Source organism: Bacillus sp. mrc49 (genome assembly GCF_002803435.1).
Genome location: NZ_PHNG01000688.1, coordinates 145096 through 159989, shown reverse-complemented (window position 1 = coordinate 159989; position 14894 = coordinate 145096). Strand labels below are relative to the sequence as shown.

General features: G+C 44.4%; 14 protein-coding genes. 4 read left to right on the top strand and 10 right to left on the bottom strand.

All coding sequences use genetic code 11. From position 1 onward, the window contains the following. Window positions 1-49: 49 nt before the first annotated feature. Window positions 50-2677: a PBP1A family penicillin-binding protein gene (locus CVN76_RS12075; RefSeq protein WP_198512544.1), complete on the top strand. Its 2628-nt coding sequence runs from the start codon at window positions 50-52 to the stop codon at window positions 2675-2677. Window positions 2678-3022: 345 nt separating this feature from the next. Here the strand turns inward: CVN76_RS12075 and CVN76_RS12070 are convergent, their stop codons facing one another. From CVN76_RS12070 to asnS, 4 genes are all read right to left on the bottom strand, one after another. Then, a complete protein-coding gene (locus tag CVN76_RS12070; RefSeq protein ID WP_100531438.1) occupies window positions 3023-3562 on the bottom strand; it encodes a YpoC family protein in 540 nt (179 codons plus the stop codon). Next, window positions 3559-4215 carry an endonuclease III gene (gene nth, locus CVN76_RS12065; RefSeq protein ID WP_100531437.1) on the bottom strand — a complete coding sequence of 219 codons (657 nt, stop codon included), beginning with the start codon at window positions 4213-4215 and terminating at the stop codon, window positions 3559-3561. Before nth ends, CVN76_RS12070 begins: the two co-directional genes overlap by 4 nt. A gap of 22 nt (window positions 4216-4237) precedes the next feature. Then, window positions 4238-4933, bottom strand: coding sequence for a DnaD domain-containing protein (locus tag CVN76_RS12060; RefSeq protein ID WP_100531436.1), 696 nt, complete (start codon window positions 4931-4933; stop codon window positions 4238-4240). Window positions 4934-5049: 116 nt separating this feature from the next. Beyond that, the gene (asnS, locus tag CVN76_RS12055; RefSeq protein ID WP_100531435.1) at window positions 5050-6342 is read right to left on the bottom strand and encodes an asparagine--tRNA ligase; all 1293 of its coding nucleotides are present in this window, start codon (window positions 6340-6342) and stop codon (window positions 5050-5052) included. A gap of 397 nt (window positions 6343-6739) precedes the next feature. Here asnS and CVN76_RS12050 point away from each other — a divergent pair, with 397 nt between their 5' ends. Genes CVN76_RS12050 through CVN76_RS12040 form a run of 3 tightly spaced genes read left to right on the top strand, consistent with a single transcriptional unit; the run spans window position 6740 to window position 8711 of the window. Next, the gene (locus tag CVN76_RS12050) at window positions 6740-7525 is read left to right on the top strand and encodes a fumarylacetoacetate hydrolase family protein (RefSeq protein WP_100531434.1); all 786 of its coding nucleotides are present in this window, start codon (window positions 6740-6742) and stop codon (window positions 7523-7525) included. Next, the gene (locus CVN76_RS12045; RefSeq protein WP_061144251.1) at window positions 7522-8310 is read left to right on the top strand and encodes a fumarylacetoacetate hydrolase family protein; all 789 of its coding nucleotides are present in this window, start codon (window positions 7522-7524) and stop codon (window positions 8308-8310) included. The genes CVN76_RS12050 and CVN76_RS12045 overlap by 4 nt, the downstream gene beginning before the upstream one ends. Before the next feature lie 17 nt (window positions 8311-8327). After that, entirely contained in the window at window positions 8328-8711 is a 384-nt protein-coding gene (locus CVN76_RS12040) for a 5-carboxymethyl-2-hydroxymuconate Delta-isomerase (RefSeq protein ID WP_100531596.1), read from the top strand. A 57-nt stretch (window positions 8712-8768) separates the two neighbouring features. Here CVN76_RS12040 and hpaB read toward each other — a convergent pair whose 3' ends face one another. From hpaB to CVN76_RS30990, 6 genes are all read right to left on the bottom strand, one after another. Next, the gene (gene hpaB, locus CVN76_RS12035) at window positions 8769-10241 is read right to left on the bottom strand and encodes a 4-hydroxyphenylacetate 3-monooxygenase, oxygenase component (protein WP_100531433.1); all 1473 of its coding nucleotides are present in this window, start codon (window positions 10239-10241) and stop codon (window positions 8769-8771) included. A 126-nt stretch (window positions 10242-10367) separates the two neighbouring features. Then, the gene (gene hpaD, locus CVN76_RS12030; protein ID WP_100531432.1) at window positions 10368-11351 is read right to left on the bottom strand and encodes a 3,4-dihydroxyphenylacetate 2,3-dioxygenase; all 984 of its coding nucleotides are present in this window, start codon (window positions 11349-11351) and stop codon (window positions 10368-10370) included. A gap of 25 nt (window positions 11352-11376) precedes the next feature. Further along, a complete protein-coding gene (gene hpaE, locus CVN76_RS12025; protein WP_100531431.1) occupies window positions 11377-12891 on the bottom strand; it encodes a 5-carboxymethyl-2-hydroxymuconate semialdehyde dehydrogenase in 1515 nt (504 codons plus the stop codon). Window positions 12892-12956: 65 nt separating this feature from the next. Beyond that, the gene (gene hpaI, locus CVN76_RS12020) at window positions 12957-13874 is read right to left on the bottom strand and encodes a 2,4-dihydroxyhept-2-ene-1,7-dioic acid aldolase (RefSeq protein WP_100531430.1); all 918 of its coding nucleotides are present in this window, start codon (window positions 13872-13874) and stop codon (window positions 12957-12959) included. Between the two features lie 110 nt (window positions 13875-13984). Next, on the bottom strand, window positions 13985-14662 hold the full coding sequence (locus CVN76_RS12015) for a GntR family transcriptional regulator (RefSeq protein ID WP_100531429.1): 678 nt from the start codon (window positions 14660-14662) through the stop codon (window positions 13985-13987). A 75-nt stretch (window positions 14663-14737) separates the two neighbouring features. Next, window positions 14738-14890 carry a hypothetical protein gene (locus CVN76_RS30990; RefSeq protein WP_157805651.1) on the bottom strand — a complete coding sequence of 51 codons (153 nt, stop codon included), beginning with the start codon at window positions 14888-14890 and terminating at the stop codon, window positions 14738-14740. Between the last annotated feature and the right edge of the window lie 4 nt (window positions 14891-14894).

Sequence of the window (14894 nt, the reverse complement as noted above, 5' to 3'; positions counted from 1 at the left end):
GCAGTCTCAAAAAAAGGGGCCGAAAAAAGGCCCCCAGAAGTCAACCAACATGCTTAAGCGCGTTTTCCTTATACTCGTTACGATAGGGATTATCGGCTTGGTGACAGGAGGCGCGGCATTGGCTTATTTCATAAGCGATGCTCCAAAACTCGACGAAAAGTTATTGAAAGATCCCGTTACATCCAAAATACTTGATGAGAATGGTAAATTACTAGCTGAAGTCGGTACTGAAAACCGGGACTTTGTCAATTATGAAGACATACCCGATCTAGTCGAACACGCCTTCCTGGCAACGGAAGATTCCCGTTTTTACAAGCATCACGGGGTGGACTTCCTGAGATTGGGCAGTGCCGTAATAGCCAACGTCAAAAACGGATTCGGCTCCGAGGGTGCAAGTACATTGACCCAGCAGGTCATCAAGCGTTCTTATTTAACGCCTGATAAGACCATAAAGAGGAAAGTCCAGGAAATGTGGCTATCCATCCAGCTTGAAAGGAAATATACAAAAGAAGAAATTTTCGAGATGTATGTGAATAAAATTTTCTTCGCTAACCGTGCAAATGGGATCCTAACCGCTTCCCGCACTTATTATGGCAAAGATCTGGACGAATTGAAATTGAACGAAGCGGCGATGCTTGTCGGGTTACCGCAAAGCCCTAGCCGTTATGATCCATATAAATATCCGGAACGTGCGAAAGAACGCCGTGATATCGTCCTTCACTTAATGAATAAGCACGGATACATCACAGAAAAGGAAATGAAGGATGCGCAAAGCGTCGATATTAAAGAAGGATTGCAGGAAATCGATAAAAGCCAAATCGATACGACCGCTTACGATGCATTCATCGATTTAGTCATTGAAGAAGTCGGTGAGATGGGTGACTATAATGTCTTCACCGATGGTTTGGAAATCCAAACGACGATCGATAAAGATGCCCAGGAATATGTATACAAAATGTTGAATAGTGATGAAATCATCAATTATCCAAGCAAAGATCTTCAAGCCGGGATCACCTTACTGGATACGCAATCCGGTGAGATCAAAGCTGTCGGCGGCGGCAGGAACACGACGGTCAAACGTGGCTGGAATTATGCAACGGATGCCAAGCGTTCACCAGGTTCGACAATCAAGCCGATTTTGGATTACGGTCCGGCAGTTGAATACTTGAATTGGTCCACATACCAACCGATTAAAGATGAGGAATATTCATATAGCAATGGAACACCGCTTAAGAATGCGTCAGGGCGCCATTATGGCACGGTAACGATACGTGAAGCGCTGGCACGGTCATTAAATATCCCAGCCCTGAAAACACTTCAGGAAGTCGGATTGGACCGAGGCCGTGATTTTGCCGTTGAGCTTGGCATTCCCTTCGACAAGGAAATTACGGAATCCGCTGCACTTGGCGGCGGCAAGGACGTATCGACCCTTGAACTTGCCGGGGCTTACAGTTCATTCGGAAACAACGGGACCTATAATCAACCGCATAGTGTGAAAAAGATTGTTTTGCGTGACAAAACGACCATCAAAAACAAGACAGAATCGAAACCGGTCATGAAAGACTCCACTGCTTTCATCGTGACCGATATGCTGAAGAGCGTCTTGAATGAACCTTATGGAACAGGAAGGCTTGCGAATATACCTGGTCTGCCTGTAGCCGGAAAAACCGGATCAACCAATTTCACGCCTGAACAGCGTGCAGCAAACAATATCCCCTCTTCCGGTGTAAAAGATAGCTGGATGGCGGGTTATACAACCAATTATACAGTCGCGGTTTGGGCTGGCTATGATAATGCTTCAGGTAAGAAATTGGAATACCTCGGCGATTCTTCCCAAAGGATCCCTAAGGCGATCTTTAAGAATTTGATGGAACATATGGCACAAACAAAGGAAACGAAGGACTTTGATCAACCGGACAGCGTTGTGAAGGTTGGTGTCATAAAAGGTTCAAACCCAGCGGTAAAAGCCAATGCGTATACACCGAGCAGTAAAATCACTTATGAGTATTACGTTAAAGGCCATGAGCCGACACAAGTAACGACAGAATATGAAAAAATCGACAAACCTAGCATCAGTGCTTCATACGATCAAGAAGGTAACCAAATCAACCTATCATGGGCATATCCTAAAGGTGACGGAGATACTCAATTCGAGGTGAAGATGTCCGTTGATGGCGGTGCTCAGAGTGTGTTGAAGAAATCGAAGGATACTAGTTTGACAATCCCGAATCCAACCCCAGGAAGTAAATATACCTTCTCTGTGGTAGCATTGGCGGATGGTCAGCAAAGTGACCCTGCCAGCACCTCCGTTGAAATTCCTGCAGAAGCGGAAGAACCGGAAGGTACGGATGAGGAGATTGAAGATCCTGCCGAAGGTGAAAATCCAGATCAGGAAACCCCTGCTGAAGGCGATGAAGATAAGCAGGATGAAGACAAAAACAACAATGGCGATACTGATAATGGAAACACCGATAATAACGGCGATGGCAACACTGATAATAATGGAAATGGCAACAACCCGGATGACGGAAAAGGCAATACAGACGATGAAAATGTCGAGGATGGGAACACAGACACCGACCCTGGTAAGGTGGAAGAAGAAAAACCTGGTGAAACGCCCGTCCCTGATCCTGATCCGGAAAAAGATAAAGACCAGGACACTGATAATAATGGTTAACTAAAAAAACCCGCCTAAGCTTTTGCTTAGGCGGGTTTTTAGTGTGTGGACAATGACGGTCTCCCTTCGCCCTTCATATCGGCACCCATGCAACGTTCTACACAACCACTAAACTGTGGGAGATTGGAATTCCAGCTTTATGTTCACGCACAGTGGAATGGAATGCAAGGTGCGACACTCCTGCGGGAAATGCCTGTCTACATGAAACCCGCAAGGCTCAAAGGACCTCCCCGCTGAAAAAGAGCGCCTGCAGTGCATTAAAACAGTCAAAATACAAAACAAAAAAACTGCAGACAAATCTCCATTATTTTCGGGTTTGTCTGCAGTATGAAACGTCTAATTCGCTTAGACGTTTTTATTAGCATGCGCTTGTTTTATCATGTACTTGACATATTGTTTTTCGAATTCTTGGAACAACTCGCTAAGCTGTCTATATGAAGGAAAGAAAGCCGGTCGAGAAAGGATGAAAGTAAGCCTTTCAGCGACATTTACCGGAATTGTATGGAAGGACTCCATTTGCTCCTGCCAGGAACTCAGCATCACTGGCCTTCCATGCAACCAGAAGACCGCCGTTAAAAATAAGCTGATGCCCCGCTTCATGAGCCCTAAGGTCTGTCCGGCCTTCCGGTCTGAAAATAACATCCTGCATTCCGAATCAAGTTGCTTCCATTTTTCCAATACTTCCTTTACATGCACTGCCCCTTTTGTCCATGGAGTATAGGAAACCACCTCATTAAAATGAAGCACTTCATATGGAAAGTCCTGAAATGGAATTGTCCCGCTCCATCCTGCATACTGTTCTTTATCAAAGGCGATTTCCTTTTCAGGGAAAAAGAAAGGATGATCCAATTCCTTGGACACTTTTAACGATACGATCTGCGTCACATGGCCTCTTTCCTTTTCATTCGTTTTTTTCCTTCGCGGCATAATTCAAGAAGCGGACAGGTTTCACATTGTGGTGATTGGGCCTTGCAATGATAGCGTCCAAAGAAGATCAGGCGGTGATGCGTAACGGACCATTCATCCATGGGGATCTTAGCCATCAACGTTTTTTCAACCTCCAAGACGCTATCCTTCCACCGGCAAATTCCCAGGCGCTTGGAAACACGCTCTACATGCGTATCTACAGCTATCGCCGGCACATCATAAGCAACGGAAACGACCACATTCGCGGTCTTTCTGCCAACGCCTGGTAACTTAACTAGCTCATCACGATCACGAGGTACCACCTTGCCGTATTCGTCGATCAGCATGCGCGACAGCTTTTGGATATTCTTAGCCTTGTTACGAAACAAACCGATCGAGCGGATGTCATTTTCCAGCTCTTCTATCGGAACGCTTATGTAATCCTCAGGCGTTTTATATTTTTGGAATAAATCCTTCGTGACTTTATTGACCAATACATCCGTACATTGAGCTGACAGTGCAACAGCAATCACCAATTCAAATGGATTGGAATGATTCAGCTCACAATGGGCCTCCGGAAACATTTCCCCCATTGTATCCAGACAAAATCGAATTTGAGCTTTGTTCAACATTTGCGTTCTCCTTCATTTTGCATTACTGCTCGAGCCAATTATAAAAGGGCACATCTTTGATTGGTTGTGCAGCTTCTGTCTTACGTTCCCGCTTTTGATGGGCCCTGAACTTTTGTCCTTGCTCCCTGGCCTGAGCCAAGGTTTTTATTCCATTCTTTTTCCACTCGAATAAAATCCGATCAATGTAGCGGAAATTCAACTTTCCGGAAATGACTGATTCCCTCAGGGCTGACTTGATGATTTCAGGTTGATGGTCATCCTCCATCCACATTGCCAATGTCTCACATTCAAAAGGAGATAAAGGACGGCCAAATTCCTGTTCAAAAATCGTATATAAGCTCTCCTCCGCTTTTTGCACTTCAGCAGACTCTGCCTGCTTCAACGTTTTCAGGAAACAGTCCATCATTTTTTCATAAAGCGGCGCTAGCGAATATTTTTCCTGGCCGATTTCTTGATTCTCTTCAACCGCCATTTGCACGAATCCCCTCTGGACCAACCGCTGAATCAAGTACAGACATTCCGTTTCCTGTAATGTCATTCGATCGGATATTTGGGACGGTGCAGGGAAATGGTTACCTTTATCAATGAAGCTTTGCAATTGTATTAATAGGACCATTTCTTGTTCATTCAGTCCCATTGACTTATAGTTAGTCAGCAAAAAGGATGGAATCGTTATCGTTCCTTCCTTAAACCACGCATATAAATGTTCTTTATTCATGTTTTTGGACACCTCATTTTAAGTATAACATGAATACGGCTCACCGAATAAGTTTATAATTTTAACAAAAAACGGTTATCTGTCACAAACGACAAGATAACCGCTTCTTCACAAAATCAAGGATATAGTCGATTTAATAGACGCGGGAAAGGAATTGTCTCACGGACATGTTCCACGCCGCTTATCCAGGCGACGGTGCGTTCCAATCCCAAGCCGAAGCCTGAATGTGGTACGGAGCCGTATTTTCTTAATTCCATATACCATTTGTATGCGTCTTCGCTCAAGCCATGCTCATTTATTCTCTGTTCAAGCAGTTTTTGATCATGAATCCGCTCCGAGCCGCCGATTATCTCTCCATATCCTTCTGGGGCGATCAAATCTGCACAAAGAACGACTTCCTCCCTATCATGGGCTGGCTGCATATAGAATGGTTTGATTTTGGTTGGATAATGCGTGATGAAAACCGGCTTATCATAACTTTCAGCAATTGCCGTTTCATGCGGCGCTCCAAAATCATCACCCCATTGGATGTCTTCAAATCCTTGTTCATGAAGGAATTTTATCGCATCATCATACGTGATCCTCGGGAAAGGAGCTTGTATTTGTTCAAGTTTAGCCGTGTCACGGCCTAAGGTATTCAGTTCAAGCTGGCAATTTTTCAATACCGACTGGACTATGGAAGAAACGAACTGTTCCTGAACCTCAAGGTTTTCTTTAAATTCGATGAAGGCCATTTCTGGTTCAATCATCCAAAACTCGATTAAATGACGTCTTGTCTTGGATTTTTCAGCGCGGAAAGTAGGTCCAAAGGAAAATACCTTTCCTAACGCCATGGCTGCCGCTTCCATATAAAGTTGACCGCTTTGTGAAAGATAGGCATCCTCATCAAAATATTTGGTCGCAAACAATTCACTCGTTCCCTCTGGTGCGCTTCCAGTCAAAATCGGCGGATCGACCTTGACGAATCCTTCTTCATTGAAAAATTCATATGTAGCACGGATGATCTCATTGCGGATTTTCATCACAGCATGCTGGCGCTTTGAACGCAGCCACAGATGGCGGTTATCCATTAAGAATTCAGGACCATGCGCTTTAGGCGTAATCGGGTAATCCAACGATTCATGGATGATTTCAATATCTTTCACTTGTAATTCGAAGCCGAACGGCGAGCGTTCATCCTTTTGGATGACACCTGTTACGTACATGGATGTCTCTTGTGTAACCGATTTCGCCCGGGCAAAAATCTCTTCACCCACGTCGGCCTTCACGACCACTCCTTGAATGAAACCGGAGCCATCACGTATTTGAAGGAAGGCAATTTTCCCACTGGAACGCTTGCTGGCAAGCCAGCCTCCAATCGTCACTTCTTGATCGACGAACTTGCTAGCATCTTTTATTGTAATTTTCACGGAATTTCCCTCCAAAAATAGCTTAACTTACTAAGGAATTTACTCTACTTATTATACCCATAGCCCTCCTTACAAGCAAATAAATCACATGAATGAAAATCTCCCGCTCTCCATTAAATTTCAGAAAGCCGGCACGCGTATTTCTTGATAGATTACGTGATTACGAATGCAAGGATTCCGGGGGGGAGCTGTGTTTCCCTATCATTGACTTTTTCACATCGATTTCAGTGAACTGCTAACAGTTTCATACAGCCAATATTCAGGGGCATTTTTCTTTTGCATTTCTTTTTTTACTTTTATTTCATAATTATCCTTAATAATCTAAAAATGTTGAACTTCAACAATAAATCATATACGATATCATATATGATTATAAAATTTCCAAGGGGTGAGTGCCGTGATTAAAGCAAGGGTGAAGCTTAAGGATTCAGAGTTTTCGGAAGAAGTGGAGATTTCAAATCATCATATGGTAAGGAACGGAAAAAGCTCGGAGTTATCTCAAGTGAATCTGGATATTCCGGTTACAGGAACATTGTATGGGACCCTATTGAACTACAAAGGTTCCTTGGAGGCGCTGATGGAACAGGTCCACCATCCTCCTTATAATGAACCGCCTAAAGGGCCAGTGCTTTATATTAAACCTAGAAACACGTTTTCTGCTTTTGCAAAGCCCATTCCCCTCCCAACTGGGGTACCTGAATTGGAAATCGGAGCATCACTTGGAATTGTAATCGGCAAGACAGCCACAAGAGTCAAAAAAGCGCAGGCAATGGATTATATAGAGGGATTTACGATCGTCAATGATATTAGCATCCCTCACGAAAGCGTTTACCGTCCTGCGATCCGATATAAAGCCCGTGATGGTTTTTGCCCGATCGCCCCTTGGGTCGTATCCAAAGATTCGATATCAAATCCCGATCGTTTAGGGATTCGTGTGTACATTAACGGGGAGCTAAGGCAAGAAAATACAACGTCCAATCTAATACGCCCCATTTCCCGGCTCGTTGAAGATGTAACAGACTTCATGACCTTGAATGCCGGGGACGTCCTTTTAGTCGGAGTTCCGGAGAATGCCCCTCTCGCGAAAGCGAACGATCATGTAAAAATCGAAATAGAAGAAATTGGTTATTTGGAAAATCCGATTGTAACCGAAGAGAAACTGGCGATGGAGGGGATTTCATGAAGAAAGCGCGTGTAGCTTATGCCGGTGCCATCCATCAAGCATGCGAATCAAATGGACGGCTAAAATTAACAGATGGCCGGATCGTTGATGAGCAAGATGTTGTCTGGCTTCCCCCGTTGGAGCCCCGTACTGTGTTCGCACTAGGCCTGAATTATGCAGACCATGCAAAGGAACTTGCTTTTAAAGCCCCTGAAGAACCCCTGGCTTTCTTAAAAGGACCCAATACCTTCATCGGCCATCGCGGACAGACAAGACGGCCCCTAGATGCCGCATATATGCATTATGAATGCGAACTGGCTGTTGTCATCGGAAAAACGGCGAAGGCCGTAAAAAAGGAAGAAGCGTTTGAATATGTTTGCGGTTATACCATTGCCAATGATTACGCAATTAGAGATTACCTCGAGAACTACTACCGCCCCAACTTAAAGGTTAAGAACCGTGATACTTGCACGCCGATTGGCCCATGGCTCGTCGATGCCAGAGATATACCTGACCCGATGAACCTTACCATAAAGACATACATCAATGGAAAATTAACCCAGGAAGGCAATACAAACGATATGATATTCGGCATTGCCGAGTTAATTGAATACTTCAGCAGTTTCATGACATTGAGTCCAGGTGATGTGATATTGACAGGAACACCCGAAGGATTGGCGAATACCGCTGTAGGCGACGAAATCACGACGGAAATTGAAGGAATCGGAAAGCTCGTCAGCACAATCGTCAGTGACGATATCTTTACGAAAGGACAGGAACCGTCACACATAAAAATCAATAATTGATGGAAAGGATCAATCATATGCCTCATATCATTGTAGAATACACGGACAATATGAAAGATGAAATCCAGATTGGGGAATTATTAAAGAAAATGAACGATGTTTTGATTTCCTTTCCCACACTCTTTCCGATTGGGGGCATTCGTTCCCGGGCCATTGAATTGAAGCATTATCGTGTGGCTGATGGCTCTGAGGATGATGCCTTTGTTCACGCCATGTTAAAAATAGGCGCTGGACGAAATGAGCCTGATAAGACGAAAGTATGTGACAAGCTTTTCGCCGCGATGGAAGCCCATTTCGCCCCGCTCTTTTCCAAAAGGTATCTCGCCCTTTCCATGGAGCTTGTGGAATTCGGTGAGTCGGGCACATATAAAAAGAATAATATCCACAATCGATATAAGTGAAACTTAAAGGCCTTCCCGATGATCAGGAAGGCCTTTGATTATTCACTCGACATGTAATCAGTTGATTTCTGCGAGATGTTCGGAGCGGTTTAAAAACTCTTTGACGCGGTCCACATATTCCTGTTTATCATAGCCATTATATAAAGCGCTTGCCATCCTGATCGGATCTCCAAAAAAGAACCGTTCATAAAGCGTTTGTCTTGTGCCAAATGAGCTCATGCACACATCCCAAGCCAGCCGGTATAACCTGACCCTTTCATATGCCGGCCCATTGGCTGCCTGAAGATATTTATCTAAATCAGGCCGGAGTTCGGAGTTGAAATCGGCCTCATTCGGGATGGCCATTAAGCCGCTCGCACCAAGAAGCTGCATGATTTCACTGAACCTTGGATAAATTTTCGGATAATAATTACGGGCAATGTTCAGCGGGGTGAAATCTGGAGTCATTATTCCCCACTTATCCAATTTTGCATTTGCCTCAGAAGCTGTAATGAATGCCTTCACCGTTTCCAGTGCAATGATGACTTCCGAAATCTTTTCCTGGACATGCTGATATTGCCCAATGTTGATCGTTTCCACCATCAGTTGCAGAATCCCCAGGATGAACTCCGTTTTGGCAATATTTTTCGCTACCACTTGATGTGTCATATGTACCACGGCATTACTTTCATTATATGCCTGGTTACAAATCCCAACATCTCCGTAGGCAAATACTCGATTCCAAGGAACGACCACATCATCAAAAACGATGATCGTATCCATTTCCTCAAATCTTGAGCCAAGCGGATGGTCATAATGTGATTTGCCATAATCGAAGGATTCACGGCAGATGAACTTTAAACCCGGTGTATTATTTGGGATGGAGAAGGCGAATGCATAGGGGTTTTCTTCTTCGGATTGCTTAAGCAATGTTGACGGAAAAACCATGATTTCATCCGTTATGCCCCCCTGTGTAGCGAGTAGCCTTGCTCCTTTAATGATAAGACCTTCTGAATTCTTGCCCGCTATCCTGGCAGCGATGTATGGATCGGGAAGCTTTGCCGCACTTACACCCCTATTAACCTGCGGCTGAATCAGGGTATGTGTCAAGGACAAATCCTTTTCCCGGCAGAGCTCATAATACGTTTTCATATTTTTTGCAAATGCCGCATCTTGTGTGCCGAACATGTCCGCAGCCGAGCCATAGGCCATCATCCCGCTATTGATATAATCAGGCGACCTTCCCATCATGCCATTATTATGACGGGCCCATTCCTGAATCATATTTCTTCTTGTTTCAAGGTCTTCCTTCGTCCGCGGCTGCAAAAATGATGTCCCCACCCTATCATTCGAGGTTGGCGAGATATATGTCATGGTGTCTTGTTTATCGGGGTCATACTGAAGGTCATATAATTCTGCCTGGCTTTTCATGACCCCCATGAATGCCGGATGTTCACTGATCTTGCCTTTCACTTGCTCCCCATTGATCCATACATTCGCCTTTGCTTCGTCCACTCTATTAATATATTCTTCACCTGTTTTCGCTGGCATCTAGTATCCTCCTTTTATCCCGATGATAATGAAGCGCTTACAAAATACAGTTCTGAAAATCCCGAAATCTGCCGTCAGGCTTTTGAAGACCTTTTCCGCACCAATCGATATCTTAAAGCATCAGTCCTAGATCATGAATTCAGGCTTCTTTTTTTCAAGGATTGGGTCTTCAAGGGGAACTTCCTCGCGCGTGATGATATCAAGGACAACGGAAGCCTCATCGAACCATGAATCAGGAGCCTTGGCACCCCAGAAGGTTTGGCGCCTCGGGTCATCCAAATCCCAATGGATCGGTTCATTATCTGGATCGGACGTTAAATAATCGCCATTGTATAATTCAATTCTATGTCCATCCGGATCTCTTAAATAAAGGAAAAATGCGTTGGACAGACCATGCCTTCCTGGTCCGCGTTCAATGGATTGGGCATAACCGAGAGATGCCAGCACATCACAGGCATGGATGAGAGCGAGCGGATCCGGCAGCCAAAAGCCGATATGGTGAAGCTTTGGACCAACACCATTCATGAAGGCCTGATCATGGACCGTTTGTTTCCTATGCAGCCATGTGGCCCATAAATGCCCCGCCTCATCTACTGTATCTTCCGAGCAGGCAAAACCTAATTCTTTCACATAAAAGTCATGGGCTCTTTGCACATTGGGAACGCTGCAATTCACATGATCGATTCTCTGGACCCTTGATCCCTTGTGCAAATCGAATCGTTGCAGCAGTCTCTCCGCTTTATCCATTTTGTAAAAAAACTCCATTGGCAAGCCTGAAATGTCCTGAACACGGAGCGCCCTGCCTAGTGCATGCTGCGTCCCTTCTGCCATCCACTTCATTTTCATCCCTTTGGATTTAAATAATGTTTCCAATTCAATAAGATCTTCTTCTTTTTCAACCTTGTATCCAATCGCTTCCACGCTAGGCTTTTCTGCCTTTTGCAGGATCAGCGAATGATGGTGCGCTTCCTCCAGGCCACGTAAATAAATGTGAGCATTCGTTCTTTCCGTTTCAATAAAACCTAAGGCGTCCACATAGAATGCCCTCGATTTGTCTAAATCGGTAACATTAAGAATCGTTCTCGCAACACGAATAATGGAAAAGTTCATAGTGTTCTCCCTTTCTTAATCTCGATTATTTTTCGGCAGAAGAAACGGCATTCTGTTTTTCCACTCCGAATTTCGGAATGTGATGCTCCCCAATCGCAACATGGATTACTTGGGTTTCCGTATAAAACTCAAAGCTGTAATGGCCTCCTTCACGACCAACCCCGCTGTACTTCGAACCTCCGAACGGAATTCGCAAATCCCTGACATTTTGGGAATTCACCCAGACCATCCCGCTATCGACGGCTTGAGCGAATCTATGTCCGCGCCTCATATCATTCGTCCATACATATGCGGCTAGCCCATACTTTACATCGTTGGCCATTCTCAGGACTTCTACTTCCGTCTTGAATGGGATGACGGCCATCACCGGTCCAAAAATTTCCTCCTGTGCCACCGTCATATCATTCGTACAATTAAGAAGAAGCGTCGGGGCAATGAAATTCCCTTCCTTGAATTCTTCAGGGATGCTGCCGCTTACAATATCAGCACCTTCGTCTTTGGCTATATCAAGATAACGGGAGACATTATCAAAATGGCTCCGGTGGATAAGCGGTCCGATCTCCGTTCCAGGATCCATCGGATTGCCAACTTTGATCGAGTGAACACGCTGCTTCAATCTTTGGACGAATTTTTCGATGATCGATTCATGGACGAATAACCTGGAATTCGCTGTGCAGCGCTCCCCATTGAAAGAATAAATTCCCCAAATAACGGAATCAAGGGCCTTTTCCAGGTCGGCATCTTCAAAAATGATCGCAGGTGACTTCCCTCCGAGCTCCATGGAAAACCGTTTCATGGTATCGGCACCATTTTTTATGATTTGAGCGCCAGTTGTCGTTTCCCCGGTAAAGGAAATCAATTGGACGTCAGGATGGGCAACTAGAGATGCCCCTGCCGTTTCCCCAAAACCATGGACGATATTCAATACGCCCTTCGGCAAGCCGGATTGGTCAAATATGTGAGCTAATTTATTGGCGGTCAAGGGGGACCATTCCGCAGGTTTAAGTACACATGTATTACCTGTAGCAAGCGCCGGTGCTATCTTCCAGGTTTCAAGCATGAAAGGCGCGTTCCACGGCGTGATTAAGCCTGCAACGCCAATTGGTTTATGAATCGTATAATTAATGAATGTGTCATCCACCTGATACGATTCGCCAATCAGCCTGCTTTTCACCATCTCCGCATAAAACCGGAAATTCTCGGCTCCCCTTGCTGCCTGTTTTTTTGTCTGGCTAATGGGCAGCCCAGTATCAAGTGACTCCAAAAAGGATATTTCCTCGGCATGTTCTTCAATTAAATCAGCAATCCTGACCAAGTATGCCAATCTTTCTTCCATTTTCATCGATCGCCATGGTCCATTATCGAATGCTTCTTTTGCAGAAGCTACCGCTTGATCGATATCCTCTTTAAACCCTTCTGCGACATTGTTGATTGCTTGATTATTAAAAGGGTTAAGATTGACAAATGTTTTTCCTGAAATACCATCGATAAATTGCCCATTGATGTAGTGCTGGATATCCTGCACGGGAAAAGTTGGCATGATGAACCCTCCTTTAATCTAATTGGGGAAGATTATGAGATTCCGTTTTCGTTTCCATCTCGTAATCATGATTTGATGACTTGCTCTACCAATCCGTATGATTGGAGGGTTTCGTGCAATTCCCTTTCCAACGGTTCAGAAGGCGGACCCATTGGGGGCCTTAAGGCTGGATTGATTTTCCCCATCATTCCCATCGCCGCTTTCAATGGACCTGGATTTGTTTCTTTAAATAATACATCATTCAAAGGCATCAATTTATAATGAAGCTCGAGTGCCTTATCTACCTTCCCTTCCACCCAAAGGTTATAGAGATCGGCCACTTCTTTAGGGGTGATATTGGCTGTTGCGCTGATATGCCCCGCTCCGCCTATCGCAAGCATCGGGTAGCATAATAATTCAATGCCGGAATATAAGAGGAAATCTCTGCCACAATGCAATAAGACACGGTTCACATGTTCGAAATCCTTATTGGATTCCTTTACACCAATGATATTTTTACAATCTTCAGCAAGTCGCGCCAAAGTCTTCACTTCTAAATTTGTTGCCGTCCTGCCCGGAATGTTATAAACGACAATCGGAATATCAACTGAATCCGCAACCGTTTTAAAATGATCATAAAGTGCCTGCTGGTTTGGTTTATTGTAATAAGGAACGATAACCATTGCAGCATCCGCCCCCATTTCCTGGGCTCTTTTTGTCAAATGCAACGTTTCTTTTTGATTGGCAGACCCTGTACCCGGTGCAACCGGAACCCTGCCATTTGCCGTTTTTATAGCGGTCTCCATCACCAATTCCCGTTCTTCCACCGTTAATGAGCTGGGCTCTCCTGTCGTGCCGCATACCGAGATGCCATGGGAACCGCTTTCAATTTGCCAGTTTACGAGATTTTCAATTCCCTTTACGTCCACTTCCAATTTCTTGTCAAACGGTGTGATGACTGGCGCAATGGATCCCCTTAAACGACGTTTGATTTCCTCGTACATTTTTTTGACCACCTTTTCATTTTTTTAATATTCCGAATAATGAACATAAGAAAAAAGGCTTTGCTTTAATAGATAATCAGTCGACTATTATAAAAACGAAGCCTGGGTCATTAAAGTGCTTGATCGCGGTTCGTATCCGCCCTCTGCTTGAATGTACTGATGGCATTAAGCTTATGCTTTCTTACCAATGATTCAATATCTTCAAATGAAGCTTTTTCCTGCAGGAGCTTGATAATGCTTTCATGTTCACGGATCGATTGGACAGCACGCTGCGGTACCATGGTGAACATCGACTTTCTGACTCTATTCATTCTTTGCTGAGACTGCTTGATTTCCTCCATTAAAAAGGAATTGCCGCACTTTTCAGTAATTTCGGCATGAAAGCACTCGTTTAATTTACCAAACAGCTCTAATTCAAAGTTATGGAGTGCTTTTTCCATTTCTTTGTTTAAATTTATTAGATTGTCAAAATCCTGATCATTCATCGTTAAAGAACTTAACGCAGCAGCATAGCCTTCAAGCAGCGATAAGACAGAAAGCGTTTCAATGTATTCGCTCTCATTGATGCTTGTTACAACGGCTCCGCTATAGGGCTTGTAATGAATAAGTCCATCCGATTCGAGTTGCCTGATCGCCTCCCTGACCGGGATCGGACTTAAACGTAGTTCTTTAGCAATTTGATCGATGATGATGCGCTGTCCAGAACCGTATGTTCCATCCAATATCAATTGGCGCAGGTGTTCGTAGGCAATTTGCTTTTTATTGGTGTTTTTGTTTTTCTCTTCCATATTTTTATCATATATGAAATCATATATGATTGCAATTGGTTTTTACTGAAAATCATATACGATTTCGCCTTTTCACTATCTACTTAAGTAATCTGCACCGGTATCGGGCGTCCCGGACTCCGTTGACGCCCAAGAGCCTTGAACAGCCCTTCCAATTCCTGAGCTTGACAGGTAGAGCTCCCCGATTGTCCAATCGCTTAGCTTCGCTGGCGAAAGGAGTTTCATCATGACT